This window comes from Candidatus Tisiphia endosymbiont of Thecophora atra (genome assembly GCF_964026395.1).
Taxonomy (GTDB): Bacteria; Pseudomonadota; Alphaproteobacteria; order Rickettsiales; family Rickettsiaceae; genus Tisiphia.
In genome coordinates this window covers 240647-259295 of record NZ_OZ032145.1, presented here as the reverse complement: position 1 = coordinate 259295, position 18649 = coordinate 240647, and the positions used below count along the sequence as shown (strand labels likewise).

General features: G+C 32.3%; 14 protein-coding genes. 9 read left to right on the top strand and 5 right to left on the bottom strand.

Annotated features, from left to right (window positions below):
* Positions 1 to 332: 332 nt before the first annotated feature.
* Entirely contained in the window at positions 333 to 722 is a 390-nt protein-coding gene (locus AAGD45_RS01200) for a hypothetical protein (protein ID WP_341761644.1), read from the bottom strand.
* A gap of 150 nt (positions 723 to 872) precedes the next feature.
* Here AAGD45_RS01200 and AAGD45_RS01195 point away from each other — a divergent pair, with 150 nt between their 5' ends.
* Both AAGD45_RS01195 and AAGD45_RS01190 read left to right on the top strand, forming a co-directional pair.
* On the top strand, positions 873 to 1244 hold the full coding sequence (locus AAGD45_RS01195) for an IS630 transposase-related protein (protein WP_341761643.1): 372 nt from the start codon (positions 873 to 875) through the stop codon (positions 1242 to 1244).
* Positions 1208 to 1696, top strand: a complete 489-nt coding sequence (locus AAGD45_RS01190) for an IS630 family transposase (protein WP_341761642.1) — start codon at positions 1208 to 1210, stop codon at positions 1694 to 1696. The genes AAGD45_RS01195 and AAGD45_RS01190 overlap by 37 nt, the downstream gene beginning before the upstream one ends.
* Here AAGD45_RS01190 and AAGD45_RS01185 read toward each other — a convergent pair.
* Together AAGD45_RS01185 and AAGD45_RS01180 are read right to left on the bottom strand one after the other, a co-directional pair.
* Positions 1633 to 3075, bottom strand: a complete 1443-nt coding sequence (locus AAGD45_RS01185) for an IS4 family transposase (RefSeq protein ID WP_341761641.1) — start codon at positions 3073 to 3075, stop codon at positions 1633 to 1635. The genes AAGD45_RS01190 and AAGD45_RS01185 overlap by 64 nt on opposite strands.
* A gap of 198 nt (positions 3076 to 3273) precedes the next feature.
* A complete protein-coding gene (locus tag AAGD45_RS01180) occupies positions 3274 to 3813 on the bottom strand; it encodes a hypothetical protein (protein WP_341761640.1) in 540 nt (179 codons plus the stop codon).
* A 259-nt stretch (positions 3814 to 4072) separates the two neighbouring features.
* On the opposite strand from AAGD45_RS01180, the gene AAGD45_RS01175 reads away from it, so the two are divergent.
* The 7 genes from AAGD45_RS01175 (at position 4073) to AAGD45_RS01145 (ending at position 12719) form a co-directional block, all read left to right on the top strand.
* Positions 4073 to 5803, top strand: coding sequence for a hypothetical protein (locus AAGD45_RS01175; protein ID WP_341761639.1), 1731 nt, complete (start codon positions 4073 to 4075; stop codon positions 5801 to 5803).
* Positions 5804 to 5885: 82 nt separating this feature from the next.
* Positions 5886 to 6419, top strand: a complete 534-nt coding sequence (locus AAGD45_RS01170) for a hypothetical protein (protein WP_341757351.1) — start codon at positions 5886 to 5888, stop codon at positions 6417 to 6419.
* 342 nt (positions 6420 to 6761) lie between these two features.
* Complete coding sequence (locus AAGD45_RS01165) at positions 6762 to 8402, top strand: CTP synthase (protein ID WP_341757352.1); 1641 nt, start codon at positions 6762 to 6764, stop codon at positions 8400 to 8402.
* 883 nt (positions 8403 to 9285) lie between these two features.
* Positions 9286 to 9822: a transposase family protein gene (locus AAGD45_RS01160; protein WP_341757353.1), complete on the top strand. Its 537-nt coding sequence runs from the start codon at positions 9286 to 9288 to the stop codon at positions 9820 to 9822.
* The gene (locus AAGD45_RS01155; protein WP_341762175.1) at positions 9759 to 10382 is read left to right on the top strand and encodes an ISAs1 family transposase; all 624 of its coding nucleotides are present in this window, start codon (positions 9759 to 9761) and stop codon (positions 10380 to 10382) included. Before AAGD45_RS01160 ends, AAGD45_RS01155 begins: the two co-directional genes overlap by 64 nt.
* 134 nt (positions 10383 to 10516) lie before the next feature.
* Entirely contained in the window at positions 10517 to 10669 is a 153-nt protein-coding gene (locus AAGD45_RS01150; RefSeq protein ID WP_341761638.1) for a YcaO-like family protein, read from the top strand.
* 190 nt (positions 10670 to 10859) lie between these two features.
* Positions 10860 to 12719, top strand: a complete 1860-nt coding sequence (locus tag AAGD45_RS01145; RefSeq protein WP_341761637.1) for an AAA family ATPase — start codon at positions 10860 to 10862, stop codon at positions 12717 to 12719.
* A gap of 520 nt (positions 12720 to 13239) precedes the next feature.
* Here AAGD45_RS01145 and AAGD45_RS01140 read toward each other — a convergent pair.
* Positions 13240 to 14910: an IS1634 family transposase gene (locus AAGD45_RS01140; RefSeq protein ID WP_341760830.1), complete on the bottom strand. Its 1671-nt coding sequence runs from the start codon at positions 14908 to 14910 to the stop codon at positions 13240 to 13242.
* 244 nt (positions 14911 to 15154) lie between these two features.
* Positions 15155 to 18646, bottom strand: a complete 3492-nt coding sequence (locus tag AAGD45_RS01135; protein ID WP_341761636.1) for a hypothetical protein — start codon at positions 18644 to 18646, stop codon at positions 15155 to 15157.
* Between the last annotated feature and the right edge of the window lie 3 nt (positions 18647 to 18649).

Sequence of the window (18649 nt, the reverse complement as noted above, 5' to 3'; positions counted from 1 at the left end):
TTTATTAAAAATAAGTTTTTTGTAAAAATAACTGCAAGCGTGAAAATTGGTTAGAAAATTTAATAAAAATACTTCTTTGTTTAAAAAGGCAAAAAATTACAGATATATTGGAAATATTTAATATTTTTGTAATAATATAAAACTGCTTGACATAGGTAGATTGAACTCGTACAAGACTCCTTTTGAGTTGGTTATTTTAGATTTTTTTCTGAGATTGACCAAGGTAAGTAAGCTCGGTAATGACGTTAATAAAACCAGTCAATAAAGTTTTCAGTTAGTCTTTAAGAAAAATAACAATATCAAGACTAACTGAAAAAGTGGTGGAATTTTTTCTAGTTTATAGTTATACCATCAGTTTCTATATAGTTGTTCCCTAGATTTTCAATTAATAACTCTAGTTTAGGATCAATATTATTAAGATTAACATCATAATTTTCATTGCCGCCAAAACTCACCATTATTTTGCTGACAATATTTTTATTACTTAGAATTTTTACAAGTTTCTTTGCTACTTTACGACTAAAAATATTGTGACCTAGTGTTATTTCGGTTAGAGTCCTATTAATTTCTAAAGCCTTGAAAAGTTGTAAAGCCCCCTCATTACCAATGTTATTACCATTAATATGTAATCGCTTAAGGGTTCTATTATTTGCTAAAAATTCAGCCAATATTATTGCTCCTTGTTCACCAATATCATTATGTTCAAGGTCTATTTCATCCAAAGTATTATTATACTCTAACGCTTTAACAAGGTACTTTACTCCTTTATAGCCAATATTGCTTTCACCAAGATTTATGTTGGTTACAGTCTCATTATATAGTGAAACACATTGAATCAGATGAGTTTATATGATATAAATAAGAGAAAAAAAATGTCAACAAGTCCATATAGTCAAGATTTAAGAGAAAAAGTAATAAATTATATAGAAAAAGGTAATAGTCAAATATCTGCTGCTAAGATATTTGATATACACAAGAATACAATTAATCGTTGGAAGGTAAGGAAGAAAAAAGAAGGAACAATATTAGCAAAAGCGAGATTAGGATTTAAAAGTAAAGTTGACAAGCAACAATTAGAAGATTTTGTCAAAAATAATTCAAATATTACGCTAAAAGATATTGGTAAGAAATTTGGGATTACAGGCACTCAAGTTGGAAGAATATTAAAGAAGTTAGGCTATAGTTATAAAAAAAAACCTTCAGCTACTTGGAAGCAAGTGCAGAGAAGCGATCTGAATATTTAGAAAAGGTCAGTAAATATGACAAAGAGCAAATGGTGTATCTTGATGAGAGTGGTATAGATAGGACCATTTGCCAAGATAGAGGTTGGGGTAAGATAGGAGAATTGTTGGTTGGACAAAAAAGTGGTAAACAGTATCAAAGAACTAATATCATAGCTGGTTTGGTAAATAATAAGCCGATAGCCCCTTTTGTGTTTAATGGAACTTGTAATACAGAACTATTTAATAATTGGGTTGAGAAGTTTTTAATTAAAGAATTAAAAGCAGGACAGGTTGTAGTACTAGATAATGCTAGTTTCCATAAATCAAAGAAGACGAAAGAATTAATAGAATCAGTAGGTTGTAAGGTTATTTTTTTACCCCCATATTCACCAGACTTAAATCCTTACTTTTACCCACAATTTTGGGAGAGAAATATAGATAATATTTCGATACTTTCTGTAAGATTTTCGTAGCCCCTCCATAGTGTCATAGTTCCTGGTAATTTATCATTTTTTCTATTCATAAATCCTCCTAATTTACCAAGCCAGATAATAGCTTGTTTCATAGTTGGAGGTTCTTCAGGTATGGAAATAGTTTTATGCTCTCGAATATAAAGAGTTTGCCATTCTTGTGAAGTTAAAATCTTAGTACACACTTCTTGCGGATGAGATATTGCTACTTTTGATAAATATAAAATTTTAAATGCAATGATGCTTTTTATGGCAATTAATTTTTCTAGCCTTTCTTTTGTAGCTAAACGAGAATTTTCTATTTTACATCCAGATTTTAGAACTCTAAAATATTCTTCAATTCTCCATCTTAACTTATACCAATTTATCCTTTCAATCGCATCTTCAAAATTACTGACAGGAACATTAGTTAGCAAGAGCCAATCAATTGCTTCCACTCCTTTAGGGGGGACTTGTTCTTTAGCTCTTACAACATAGAGCACTACTTTATCACTGATTTTGTGTTCAGTATTTTTTGAACCATATAATGAAGGGGTTCTAATTGGTATTAAACCAGACATATATTTTATTTCAATATTTGCCATTCTTGCTGCTTCATTGTTCTTTTTTGGAACTTGAATTACTATTTCTTTCTTTGCTGATATCTGATTTATATGGGTTTGCAAATTTGTTTTTCCTCCCTCTGTAGAAATAAATTTTCTATTTTGTCTATTACGAACAATAAACAAACTACCCATTTCTTGACACGACCATAATAGTTCAAAGATATCTGCTTCTCTGTCACCAATAGTTATAACTTTAGTGTCTTTAGGTATAATATGCATAGTGTCCTTAAGTGCTGCTATCCACTTATAACTTTCTTTATCTTCAGTAGAAGAGATATATTTTCTTCTTGATTTTTCTTGTGCAGTTTCTTCACGTATAACACGAGCCCAACATTGTTGAGAAGATAATCCTAAAGGTAATCCTTCCATTGTAAACATCAAGGCACTATGCACAATCAGCCCCATTTTATGTTTTGTATAAGACTTTGAGACGCTACCGAGCCCTTTAGTTTTAATATGAGAATCAAAATCTAGGTATGTTGTATCCTGAACTGAAAATACAAACTCATTACCTTTAATCCTTTCTTGTGTTTCTTTATAATGTGAATAATAAATTCCCGCTGGATCAAATTTTTTATTGCTAAATAATCTATACGCTCCTTTAGCCTCTTTCCAACTTCTGCAACTTTGATTTATTGAACCAGAAGCTTTGCTTTCTATAAGTGAGCTAGTTTTAATAAGTCTTTTTATAAGCCTTTGATCTCCAAAGTTAACATGCCTAAATTCCCTTTCTAACCACTTATTACCTAAGTTGTAAGCATTAGATAACGCTTGCATATTCCTCATTCTTTCCCCTTCTTATATTTTAAGTATATAATTCAATATTAGTTTATACTTAATTTTATATTTGTGGGTAAAAGTAAGACTTAAATCCAATAGAAAAATTTTGGGCTAATATGAAAAAATGGATTAAAAATAAGATAACAGAAACTAGTAAATTATTCGAAGCTATTTCTATGTTTTTTGTTACCTAATTCAATGTATTTTACTATACTCTAAATCTTTACTAAGTATCTCAGATCCTTCTGACCAAATATAGTTTCCAGCAAGGTTAATATGGGTTATAGCATCGTTATACCGTAACATACTACTTAACGACTTTATTCCACAATCCCCAATATCAATATCTCTAAGATCTAGGTATTTTACAGAGTTATTATGTCTTAGAACCCTAGCAAGTTCCCCAGCTCCCCAATTTCCAATATGATTTTCACTAAGGTTTATTGCCGTTATATTATTATTGTTTTCCAAACTTTCCGCAAGCCTAAATCCCCCATTTTTGGCAATATTATTTGCTGCCAGCTGTATTTGACATAAATTTTTATTTATTTTTAGAACTTTGGCAAATCGAATAGCCCCCCTACTAGTAATCTCGTTGTGGCACAGATCTATGTGACTTACAGTATTATTGTTTTCTAGGGCTTCGGCAAGCCTATGCATACCTATATCACCAATTTTATTGTTGCTTAGATCTACTCTAGTTACTGTGTTGTTGTTTTGCAAAAACTTCGCCACTATATTGACTCCCTCATAGTCAATATTACTATTACGAAGATTTATGTGGGTTAGAGTTTTATTATTTTCTAAAGCTTTGCTAAGTAGCTTGATACCACCACTACTACCAATATTATGGTTTCTAAGATTTAAGTAGGTTAATTTTTCATCAGCTTGTTATCGACAAAATTATAAAATTTGTTGCTTTCCAAAATAAAACATGTTAACATGCCCGTCGTGAGCCTTTATATGGAATTATATTTAACACAAACACAAAATTATGGATAGAAAAAGCAAAAAAGAATCTAGTAGTATTATAAGTCAGCAAAGCATTATCTCCACTCAATCTTCTAGTTCATCAACCAACTTACCTAGTAGTAGCAGTGCTGAAGTATTTCACTCCACACCTATGAATCCTTTACTTGTTACAAAAAAACATAAATCTTATATTTATAAGTTTTTAGAACATCTCTTTAAAATAGATATGAGTCAAGATGCGTTAGTAGATATCATAATTAATGAAGATATAAACGATAATCAAATCTTAATAGTAGGACGTCCTAAACTACTAGGAAGTTCAACAAAACAAATGCGACATGTGACTCCATATGCTTTCATAGAAAAAGCTATTAAGGAAATGGTTGTAGCAAAGAAAGAGCAAAGTGACTACATGGCTTATATGGAAAATATACTAGAAGCTATTAAGCCTATAATCAGCACTAAAGACGGAATATGTTTAACTACTGAGCAACATTCTAAACTAGTTGCTAACTCCACATTGCAAATTGAAGAACAAGAAATATTTAAACTATCTACTACTAGTAGAGAATATTACTTAATATATGACGATGCCCTTATAACACAATTTATAAATTGTAATGATTTTTCTCAAAACGAAAAAGATAAAGCTAAGACAGATTTTAGTTCTAAATTTAGCAAATATATCACTTATGGTATAAGATACCTCACTGAAGTAATACTGGATGCAAATGACCTTAATACTATAACAATGACTTGTGAAGGAATTGCAAGAATAATATTAACTTTATTTAATCAGGATAAGTATGCTGCTTTCCCTGACGAAGGTAATTCTTTATTGGAAGAGATACGTGTATATAAAAATAAAGATGATGCAAAAAAAGCAGCAACATTAAAATTAGAACAGCAGGAATATACTATAAAGTCTCACACTGAAATTACTAAATATCCCGTCCTACAATATGATGAGCGTATTAGAATTGTAAACAATGAGGGATCAATAGTTAAAAGAGCAGCGAAAGCATTAGATATTATAAATTCCTTAATATCTGGGAAACTAAATATTCACCACATAACAGAAGAAATGCATAAATATCAAGATCAATATAATACTAAATATAATTTTAATGTTAAAATAGGAGGTGTAAACCCTACTAATTCCCAATATAATACAAAAATTGATTTTGATAATAATTTACATAATATTTTTCAATTTCACGTTGCAAAGCATCTATACTCAGTGTTTGATTTTAAACCATTAGAAACAAAAGTATTGGCACCTAGACAAAAAGGTGAAGCTCATAATACTATTGCAGTATATCCTTCCGCCAGTGGAACAACAACAGCAAAATATTCAATACAAGAAGGAAAACTGTATAGAGAATTACAATATAATTCTAGAAAAGGTTACAATGATAATGCAATATTTCGTTCAAACATGGATAATAACACTATAAAAGACATACTACAAAAAAAAGTTACTACTCATATAATAATTTCACTAATACCTTTTAAAGGGTTAAAAACAGGATGTACAATAAATGATAGTCAAGAAGGGATGAAAGAAATATTCAATGCATTTCTAAAATTAGTACAAAATGATTATAAAAACACTAAAGATTGTCATGGGAAAACAATAACTTTGGATAACCAGTGGAAAGAACAAATTAATAGTGAGTATGTAAAATATAATGAGTCTATTAATATAACTGGTGCATCTGAACCTATGATAGATAATTATGAATTAACCTAAGCTTGCAACGTAATTGCATCAATAGTTATTAAATTAAAAGGTATAATATATTTCATATCAACAAATTACAGGAGAACATTGTATGCCTAAAAGTAACTTACAAATGGTTTTAGAGGAAAATCATTCGAGATTTTTTATTCATAGCATTCTTAATAACCCTGAGCCTATTACTCAATGGGTAGAAGAAAATCTAATTAATGATAATCCCAACACAAACGCTCAGTCAAAAATCGCATTTTATGAAGCAGAAAAGTCATTAATTATAAAGTATATTGCTGAAAATAAATTTGATAGGTTATCTACGCTTATTAATGCTATTGATCATGAAAAGTTTAGTAATAATCAGAAATTAAAGCTAAATGAGTGTAGAGTTTTAGCAAACGCTATAATAGAAGCACAAAAATATAGATGCGTAAGAGAAGATGGAAATGCTATACATAGTGACCTTAATAAATTATTACGTACTAAATATCAAGAATTAACAGATGAATCTTACAAATCTAAGATATCAGAAATAGTAGATCAAGCTCTATTAATTGTCTGCCATGAACCATCAAAAGCAGTTACTACTATGGGAGATGATGGGGCAAGTGGTAGTATGGTAGATACTTTATAAGGCATCATAATATGTATAGTCAAGCAAGCTAGAGGAGAAATTCCTCTAGCTTCAAACTATACATAAGCCATTCATCTCATACGACCCTTATCTATTGGGTAATAAAGCAAGTAGAGACTAAATCCGATATTAGTTATTACAATGATTTTATATATTAAAGATACTAAGAGCAACTATTTCCTCTTTTTCTTATTTAAAATTATTATAATTTTAATAATGCAACAATATACTATTCCTATAGTAGCGTAAATTATAACTTGAAGAACCAATAATCGTACTTGTCTTTTCAATGGTCAAGTTCCAATATTATGTATAACTTTAGCTTAGGTCAGTAATTATTTAATGCATAACTTAGTAAAATTTATTTTTATAACAGGAGGAGTAGTTTCTTCATTAGGTAAAGGTGTTGCTAGTGGGATTATTGGTGTCTTGTTACAGGAATATGGATATAGGGTGCGTTTAAGAAAACTTGATCCCTACTTTAATATTGATTCCGGTACTATGCAACCTAATGAACATGGAGAGGTTTTTGTAACTGAAGATGGAGCAGAAACTGATTTAGACCTAGGTCATTATGAGCGTTTTACTGCTGTTAATACTACAAAACGTGATCATGTTACAGCTGGTAAAATATACTCTGATTTATTATTAGGGGAACGCCAAGGTGCCTACCTTGGCAAAACAGTACAGGTCATACCTAATGTTACTAACCTAATAAAGGAATTTATTACTTCTAATCTTAATAAGGAAGATTTTATTATTTGTGAAATTGGGGGTACAGTAGGAGATATTGAAGCCCAACCTTTCTTAGAAGCTATCCGTCAGATTCGTTATGACCTAGGTAAAGAGAATACAGCTTTTATTCACATAACTTTAGTACCATATTTAAGAGTAGCAAAAGAACTTAAAACCAAACCAACTCAACATTCTGTCAAAGAATTAAGAGGAGCAGGTATTCAACCAGATATACTACTTTTAAGGTCAGAAAAACCTCTTCCTATTGACATAAAACAAAAAGTAGCTCTTCATTGTAATATAAGTCAAGAAAGAGTAATTCAGGCATTAGACCAAAAAAATATTTATAAAGCTCTTACTGCATATAGAGGTGATAATTTATGTGTACAGATATTAAAGCATTTTGGAGTAGCCCCTACAATTTTAGCTAATACAAAAAAATGGAATAATATTGTTAGACAAATTTCGAATTTAAAAACACACATTACCATTGCGATTGTCGGAAAATATATGAAAACTAAAGATGCTTATAAGTCGGTAACTGAATCATTAATGCATGCGGGAGTTGCTAATAGGTATAAGGTAATAATTAAGTGGGTTGATGCAGGTGAAATAACAGAAGAAAATATTACGGAAAAACTTGCGGACAGTGCAGGAGTTTTAGTTCTTGGTGGTTTTGGAGTACGTGATACGGAAGGTAAGATCCTAGCAATTAAGTATGTTAGGGAGAATAAAATACCTTTTGTAGGGATTTGTTTAGGCATGCAATTAGCATTAATTGAATATGCAAGACATGTATTAAATATAAAAGATGCTACTTCTTCTGAGTTTAATATTAAAGGGACTAATATAATATGTAATATGAAAGAATGGATTAGAGGTAGTTTAATAGAAAATAGAGAAAACAGTCAACAAGTAGGTGGAACAATGAGATTAGGAAGTTATCCGTGTTCTATTATAAATGATACACTTGCTTATAAAATTTATAAAAAAACAAATATTACAGAGAGGTATAGACATAGATATACTTTTAATATGATGTTTAAAAAACAATTTCAAAATACTGATATGATATTTAGTGGTTATGCATCTGATAATGATATGGTTGAAATTGTTGAATTGTTAAAACATCCATATTTTATAGGAGTGCAGTTCCATCCAGAGTTAAAATCTAGAATATTTGCCCCTCATCCACTATTTGTAGAATTTATTAAGTCTGCAAGCTCTAGCCTACGGTTTGGTGTTTAGAACAGAATGTAGGATGATCATTTACACAGGTTGCTTGCATGAAGGCATAAATAATTTTAGGTTCAATAAATGGAGTCCAGCTAAAAATGGGGGGTACGTCTTGATGAGTATCTGTTCAGGTGAACGGCATGCCTTTAACCTCTTGATATACGCAGATTTCGCTGTCAAAGAGCTAAATTAAACACTTGTCTGCAATCCCATATCCTAACGTTAAGAATTTTTATTATGTGGTAAAATTATTCTTCTTGAAACCCTGATCCTGTAAGGGTTTGCCACGTACTAAATAGATACCTTGATGAACAGGAATACAAGACGACTATAAAAATAAGACCAAAGATTGAAAGGCTAGTATCTAGGGCAATGTATTTTTGTTACTTTGGTAATTTTCAAAAATTAGGTACAGGAAATTTAGCAAGATTCAATTTACTAAATTGCTTCTGCTGTGAATTTGAAAAAATTTATCAAATCCCTTACGTTTTTTATAAAGTTCAGAGATTGGTCTTCACTTTATCCTAAAACTTCGTTTTAGGATAAGTATGTTATTGTTATCAGTCAATAATTTCGATATTTGAAAGCTACCATTTTATTTAAAATAACCTAAGTTCGATATAAGAGTAGAAGGATTATATAAAGATATAAGGGTTGCAGTGTAGTGGGAAGTGAATTAAAGTTACTAATTTTAACTGACAATTAAAGAGGTAACTATGTTCGCTTCCCTAGAGAAAATATTCTGCTCAATTGATGATTTTTGCAAGTATTTTGATAAAAATAATCAAAATTATTTTTTAGCAAATTTAGGCAAGAAAAGAAATAAGCCCTGTAACATGAGTTTAATGTAAAATGCTTCGTCAAAAGATTTTCAACTACAAATAACGGAGCATTTATGACTGTAACAAACTTTTTATCAGAAGTCAAAGATCCAAGAAACATGCGTGGGAAAAGGTATAATTTAGCAGCGATATTGCGGTTAATTGTTGCAGGTTTGTTGTGTAATTGTAATAGCATAGCGTCTATAGCAAGATTTAAGAAATTTTTAAGTAAAAAACTGTTACAGAATTTAGGTTTTTATAATGCTATTACGCCATGTTATAGTACATTAACTATAATGTTACGTAAGATAAATCCAAAGGATTTACATGATGCGATTGTAAAAGTAATTAGCGGAATGAAGGAAACTAAGGAGTTTCAGGAAGTGCATATAGATGGTAAGACTCTGAGAGGTAGTAAGGATTTAGAGAATAGAGCAATACAAGTTTTAACTGGTTTTAATAATAAAACTAAGTATGTAATTAGTTTTGAAGAAATATTGAATAAAGACGAAAATAAAGCAATGTTAGAAATACTACAAAATTTGACATACAAAGGGCAAATATCACTGCCGACGCAGCCTTTGACCACTCAGATATATGCGAAGAAATAATTCAACAAGGTGCTGATTTTGCTATATGTTTAAAGGGCAATGAAGCAAATTTATTGCGAACAACAGAGCAAGCTTTTAGCGATAGCAAGCAGGAAAATGTACGAACTTTTGAGAAAGATGTTGAATATAATCATGGTCGTATTGAACAACGAAAAATAGAAGTGATAGATATGCCTTGGGAATATCTAAATGGTCACAGGCATATAAAGCAATTATGTAGAATTACTAGAAGGCGTGAGCAAAAAAACAAGGAAAATTATACCGAAGAAACGGCTTACATGATTACAAGCTTAAGTAGCAGTGCTTCTGCTGAAATGTTATTGGATTTAAATAGAAAACACTGGAGTTGTGAGAATAATTTAAATTGGGTAAAAGACAGGGTATTTATGGAAGATAAATCAACAATTCGGAAAGATAATGCACCTATAGTTTTATCATTATTACGGAGTTTTGTTATATCAATAATAGCTACTATTTCTGCTAAAATTACTGAAACTAGGGAATATTATAGTCATTACAAACAATCTGTTTATACTTTATTCTGCAACCTCAGATTGTGACTTTAAATTACCCTGATCTTTAATCCTTGACTCTTAAGACAGTATCAGAACCATATTTATTACCTAAGGATAACATTAATTATGATTTCAGTACAGTAAAGGACAGCAATACTTTAGAAAATTGCATAAATATTGTGAAAAAAGCCGGGCTAGAAGCTTATTATATTAACCAAACTAGAAAGGATACAGGGATAGCTGTAGTCAAAATTATAGTACCGGGCTTGCGGCATTTTGGCAGAAGTTTTTCACCGGGTCGTTTATTTGACGTACCTGTAAAAATGGGATGAACCAAGCATCCTACTTTAGAAAAATATCTTAATCCTTATCCAATATTTTTTTAAAATATGGATAAATTAGGCGATGTTGTCACGAGATGTAATTATGTATTTGCTTAAATTACTAGTGATGCTAGCTTATTTGTGCTACAATTTGTTAGATATAAGGCTTTATGGTAATTTTCAAATATAATCAACTAGTATGATAGTTAAACTTTTGGATACTAATATACAATTTAAAGATACTGATTCTGTTAAGGATAATAGTAATCTACCTAGAATGAGGGTAGGTACTGATGATTTTAAAACATTATTGTTAAATAGTGATGTATTTGTTGATAAAAGCTTAATGATCAAAGAATTACTAGAAGACAGTGGAGAAGTAATTCTAATCACCCGACCAAGACGTTGGGGTAAGAGCTTGAATATGGATATGATTAGGAGATTCTTTGAAATAGAAATAGATGAGCATGGCAATCCCTTATCATTAGAGAATCAGAACAATAGCAAATTATTTACAGGTGGAAAAATAGATTTAGGACTTGCAACTGGTAGAAAAAAATTACTTCAAAAGCTCAAAGTAGCTGAGTATCCACATATTATTTTGGAATATCAAGGTCAATTCCCCGTAATATTCATCACTTTTAAAAGCGTAGAAGGCTCAAACTATCACGATATCGAACAAGGAGTAAAAAGCCAGTTACGGAAATTATTTCAGTCACATAGATATTTAGCTAATAGTGATAAGCTTGCATCAGATGAACGAGCAGATTTCAACCAATATTTATTTGGCGAGGTAACTCTAGACAATATCAAAAATAGTTTGGCTATTTTAAGCCATTTGATTTACAAACATTATAATAGAAAACCTTGGGTATTGATTGATGAATATGATACACCCATTAATAGTGCTTACAGATGGTTTGGTACTCATGAGGCAGAATTTCAGAAAGTGTTAGAAATTTTTCGTGGAATCATGAAATCTACCTTTAAAAGGGAAACTGGCGATCAAGAATTACCAGTCGAACGAGGAGTTATTACAGGAATTTTGCGGATTGCTAAAGCTGAGTTATTTTCTGGTCTGAATAATGTTCGTGAGTATAGTTTGTTAGACGAACCATTTGCCAAAGTCTACGGATTTACTGCAGGAGAAGTAGAAGAGTTGTTAAGCAAAGTACCGCTTGATACTAACCCAGAAGAAATTAAGAGATGGTATAATGGCTATAATTTTGGTGGAGAGATTATCTATAACCCATGGTCTATCATGCAATGCTTAGCAAGTAAAGGGAAACTAGATTATTATTGGGTTGACAGTGGCGGTACTGGTTGGATTGATAATGTTTTATTGTCAGATGAGATGCAGCAGGATATTCAAGTATTGGCTGCTGGTAAAGCTATTATTGCTCCTATTATGAAACAAATAAGTTTTAGTGATATTAGTTCACGTTCAGGTTTGTTTAGCTTATTACTATTTAGTGGTTATTTGAATCCTACCGTTGTTGAACCAACAAGAAATATTTTTGAATTAAGTGCGCCAAATGAAGAAGTAAAATTTATTTATGAAACTCGATTACTGCAATGGCTTGGCAAACAATTACAAATGGATAGCTCATTATATTATCCGCTAATGAGCTTACTGCCAGCTGGTAAAATAGAGGAGTTTAAACAAAGAATGCAGGAGTTGCTGCTGAATAGTACTAGTTTTCATCAAGTGGGAGAGAAAAAGGTCGAATTATTTTATAGTGGCTTTATGCTAGGGATTATTAACATGTTAGCACCGAGCTATATAATATCAAGTGAACAAGAATCAGGTGATGGACGCCCTGATGTAAGCATGATCCCCAAAGTTGGCAAAGGTGACAAAGCCATGATTATCGAGTATAAAATCGCTAAACCTTCTGAAGATTTAGCCTCGGTAGCTCAAATGGGCTTAAAACAGATTATAGATAAACAATATGATACTAAGGTAAAAGAACATTCTCATATCAAAAAAATCATTAAACTTTCCATAGCTTTTTGTGGTAAAAATATGGATTTACAATATCAGGTGACAATGCTTTAGTAATAGGTTGTAAGCGTTTGAATAATAAGTAATTTACTGTCTGTTATGGTTCTGAAATTGTCCACTACGCCCCGCCATTCGGTACAAGTCGTCGTTTTTTCAAAAATATCGAACGGAAAACGTATAGAGGTCTCAAGTTTTTTGCCCCTCAGTTTAAGGTTCTGAAATACGAAATTTATCATTTTGCGTTTTTGGGGCATTTCAGAACCCTTAAAAGTTTCATATGCTTCGGATGCTAGAGTTATTAGCGTTGTAGCGGTATCAGTAAATTTATCGTCTGCTTCATCATAAGTTTTCAGTAAACGATTAATTTCATATTGACGATCTTTTAATTGTTGTTTTTTTCTTTGAAATTCTTCTGTACTAAGTTCTCCATTGAGTCGTAAATCTATTAATGAATTTAATCTATTTTCATTTTCGGTATGTTCTTTCTTCCCGACTTCCGCATTTTTTAATAAGGCATAAGCTTAGAAGGCTCATAGTGCTAGGATTTTTAAAATTTAGGCACAACATTATTTTGTTATTTTAAATATATTTCAGCATGGTCTGAACGCTTGATGTTAAAGGTTTTATAGATTTTTCTAGCTTCGTTTTTTATTGCACTTGGTAGTCTATAAAGATCACCAGTCTTTGTATGTCTTAAGATTGAAGCCTGTACTGATATTAATAATTCAACGATGTTAGTTACACTGATCTTTTGGGTCAGAGCAACCTTGTATTCTATAGTTTTAAGCACTGCAAAACTCATATAACACACAGCTATGTGTGCTTCTATCCTTTGTTTAGTCCAGTGAAAAATTGGACGCATTTGTAAATTATGTTTATTGATTCTAAATTGCTCTTCAATTACCCATAATCTAGCATATTTTGCTATTGCTTCATGTGGAGTTATAGTTTGGTCATTGGTGATTACCCCATGTATGCCATCCCACAACGCATCCTGCTCTATCTTCTCTGCGTCAATATAGCTCTTGCCATTTTCACTAGAAGTATATTTTTTTACTCCACTATTAGATATAAGTTTTTTAGTACTACCAGACTCACCAATAGTCTTATTAATTTTATCTAAAATTTTTTGTCGCTCCTGTGCATCATTAATAGCCCTTTTAGATTTATAACTGGTAATTAGACGTTTACCATCATGCTCTAGATCGGCAATCCAAGTAAGATCATTGCCTATAACAGTAGGCTTATAGTTTTCCTCTGATAATATTTCTTCTTTCTTTTCTTTCTTGAGTGTTTTAAGCTTTGCTGCCACAATATAACGATAACCACCTTCATCGAGAGCTTGCAAGTTAGCTTTACTAAACATTGCACGATCAGCAATAAAACAAACATCTTTAACTTTAAGATACGCTTGCCAGCTGTTAATTGATTTAATTAAGGTGCTAACTTCTGCGGTATTACCACTAAACAGCTCATAGCCAAGTGGTAATCCATCCTCATTAGTTGCTAGGGCAAGAACTAGTTGGGTAGTATTAAAGCGATGATCTTTACTATAGCCAAAGGCTCTTAGCTCATCTATTTCTACTGATTCAAAGTATAGTGTAGTGACATCAAAAAATACTAGGCTAATCTCTTTATTAGGAATCAGGGTTAGGGTGTTTTTAAAGCATAATTCTTTAATTTTAGGTATTTGCTCATGTAATTTGTCCATCATCCGATAAGTAGCATCTAGATCATGATGCCTGTCAAATTGATCGCTTAAATACTCAACTATCCCTTTTTTACTATTTGGTCTTACCATACGGGCTAACACTAAATCCTTCAGCATCCCAGCGTCACGTTTCCTTGCTAGTAACTGGTTAAAATGCATTTGATCATAAACATGCCCCCCTATTTGATGCACTCCTTCAACAACTCGCTTGACTTCTACAACCTCATTTAGTTTTACTTCGTTAACAGGTAGAATATCTTTTAACAACTTGTTAGTTGGACGACCTCTTTTAACCTCGTTAGTATCATCAGTAAACAAATTCCTCTGCCCAATTGCAGCTTCTCTCTCAGCTTTAATCTTGGCAATCAAATCTTGTGCTAGGGCAACTAATTTAGCTTCTTCTACTTCATCTATGAAGACTCCTAAATGACGTACTATACGCTGTTTGACGTTACCTTTACTATCACGATAACCTTCCACTATTTGAATAGATTGCCTTGGACTATTAGGAGTTTTTTTACGACGTATGTACATATTAGGGCTATAAAATATGGGGCTATATTCAATTAATTAAATAATAAACAACATCGCAGTTAAAGTCAATAATAAAATATCTACTAGGCACAACAGAACGAGAGTACCACTTCACCTCCTTACTAATGCCACTTATAACAACTAATATCAAAAAATCTGCGGAAGTCAGGCGTTGCAACTAAACCAATCCTCCTAAATTGACTAATAGTAATGGTGATAGCCTGATGTCTTTATCAAACTCAGGTTATTTCAGTTGATATTTAATAGTCAAATTCAAAACTCCTCCCCCAACAACCCCAACACAAATATTAAGATTATTCTTACCATTTCGTAAACGTGGCATCAAATCAAGCTGTGGTAGGTTAGTAGATCTATATATGTCGCGTGCTTTCACAAATTTTCCTTGGTAAGTTTTATAAATGTAAACAACACAGTTATCACCATTAAAATCCCTACATTGCATAGAATTAAACTCAGAAGTAGTAGGACCAGCATGAACAAGTTGATTATTAACTTTGATCACTATGTAATCATCATAATACGAACCAGTACCACCTACTGTAAAATAGTCTAGCTTATTAGTATTCGGTATATCAAACTCATAATTTGCACAATGTAATGTATCTATTAGATGAGCTGGAGAATGACCTGCAGAATCGTATGGAGCACCAAGTATAAAGGTTCCAACCTTAGTGGCATCATCATAACTATTTTTAACAGGAAAATCGCCTTTGAAGTCGCTTGTATATTTGAAATTAAGACCAGTATTCTCTTTACATCCAACAGCATTTGGTAAGGCTTCAAAGGTCACTGTTTTAGTATCGATATTTGATAGACAATAACGTTGTAGTGGTTTATTCGGATCAATTAGTACCCAACCAGGTTTACAAGTACCTAGTGCCAAATCACCTATTTCTGTGCTAGCCCATGTTGCGTTACCACTGTCATTAGTCGGGGTAGTAATTGCTTGACATTTAGGGGCAGGAACTGAAGTACAAAAACCTAATTCTTGTGGGGTTTTATCTCGGATTGCAGCAGTCTTTTCAATAGAAGTACCATCCTGATAAACAAGAGTACCATTCTTCTTATTGACAAAAATACCATTTTCATTGACAATAACATCATCCTTATCTACAGGGATCCCATCTTTATCGACAAAAGCACCATTCTTATCAATAAGAACACCATCCTTATTAAAAGTAGCAGTGTAATACTTTCCATCAGTGTTTATTGTAGGACCTAGTGACGGGGAGGGATCAATTCTATTATTGGTATCTAAAGAAACTTTACATACTTCAACATCTGGCTTACGATTATTTTTATAACAATACGCAGAGTTAGCACATTTATAAATCGTAATACCCTTTGTCTTAAGATCATCTATAGTCTCCGCAGAGTTACAACCAGTATGAGTATCCTGACAGATTTGCAGGCCTAGGTATTGCATACTTTTTGTCTTAAATTTTGAGCAATCAACTGTATCTGATTCAAGTAGTTTTGCTAGTACACAGTTAGTATTATTTACTCCCGGAACACATTTGTCTATATCTTTTAATTGTAAACAGCCATGCGTTGCACCTTGAATATATTTACCATTTATATATTCAAGACCCTTTAAATATACCACACCTGTAGTAGGAATTCCTTTAGCATCATAAGGGGTCTTGTCGTCTTTATAGTTACCATATATAGTTAAAGGATTCATAGATTTTTTGCCAGAAAATGGCATAGCAGTATATATAGTTGGGGGGGTATTAGAAATATATGCCATGAAGGAAGTAAAATTAAATCCTGCTAAATTTATTATTTCTTCTGTCTTATTGGCTATTGGTATTGGATTACTAGCAGATAACGGTGTAATAACAGTACTAGTTGAATCAACAATATTCCCTTTATCGTCTGACACTCGTATTGACGCAATAAATTGAGGGTTATAATAGCTATTATTATGGCAAGTAATTCTAGGAAATCCTTCACACTGGTAGGTTAGGATTTGGTAACCATCTGTTACCCTATCTTCACAACCAACCAAGCTATCTCCTTCTGCTACACAAATAGATTTTGGATCACGACTAAGATGAGGGTTTAAGGTAGTATTTCTAGTAATTGAAGCAACAAAAGACCTGTCATCAACATTATCTCTGAGCTTAAAGGTTTTCTTGAGCGGTAGTAAACTTGTACCATCTTGACCTTGTATACTAGGAAATGCAAGATTAACATCAATAAACTCGCCAATATTTATGCCCCATATTTCTTGACAAGTAATCTTACCATTTGCTCCTTCGCTATTACAATCAGGTAAATCATCAACATAGTAACTACTTGGTGTAGAGATATCACCTACTTTTTGTGCGTAGACTATCCTAAATCCATCTTCGCAACCATTCTCAGTAATACTACATTTAAAGTCAATTTTCGTGTTAACGCAAAGTTTTGTATCACCAGCTGAGCATTTTTTTATTGCATCGCGTTGAGCGGTAGCAATATGAATTCCTTTAGCTGAAGAAAATGGATCAAGATTGTTTATTCTTACACATTTATCGGTTTTTTGAGGATCTTCATTTTTACAAAGAGGCACAAGATTGTCTAAACTAACACGTACGACATTATGAATAAGATTATTTCTTAATTTAGATACTACGCATGGTGCATCTGAAGATTGAACAAATAAACCATTTTTCTTTTTACTGCATACAAGCTTTGTAGTGGGAGTAATAATGAATTGTTCTAATTTAGGGCAATATGGTGGTGGAAAAGGACCAAATGGTAATTCAACGCAACCAAATTGGTAGTCATCAACAGAACGATTTAGTGCACCAAGTGCTTCTACTATTTTTTTTGCCACCTCATACATCCATTGTTGTTCAAAAATATATCCTATCCATTTAACTATTTCTTTTATAACATCAAGACCTGGTGTATTGTCAGAAGCAATCATGTCTAATAACTTACCTAATAGTACTGATATACTCATACTAGACTTAATGTCTATTAAAAACTTTAGAATTTTTGCAAAAGGGTGTAACTCATCTGTTTTATGAAGAGGTTGTCTTATTGGATTCCAGTCCATCGGATCTAAGTGAACTCCGGTAGCTGAAACAAGATTTACCAAGCCAGGATCACTATATGCGCATAGCTTTGGTCTATTAAACGGTTTTCCATCATCTCCAATAATCGGTTTATCATCTTCTGTAAAGCCAACATCATTCAAATGTTTTCCAGGTGTATAACCAGGGTCTGCTGGCGTTCCTTTACTATTCAAGGCTGTTGGTGCAACTGCAGGAACAGCAACCCTAGCACAAATTCTGAGTAAGGGTAGGGCATAAGCCCCAGGCCATATTACACATTCACCATCCCAATTCAAAGTAGTGGATTGATTCCAGCATGCAAATGCATTACAACTTTGAGTTCTTATACGAATCTTTGGTGCAAAATAGGAACTTTCTGTGGTATGTTCTGCACAGTGATGAAGATAAAATCCAATAAAATTCTCAGGAGGGTTAAATTGAATCAAGCAATTATCTGTATCGCGTCCATCCCGCTTATTCCATGGTGGGCACATAGGATTTGGCTCTATTCCTTTTCTTACTCTAATTCCGTTCCATATTTCATCTATCGTGTCATAACCACAATTGCAAGGGTTACTGAGACATTGTGCAACTCCATCCCAAAATGATGCATAACTCTTGCTAGAGTAAATCAACAAAAAAAATGCTAGATAATATTTTTTTAGCACCAA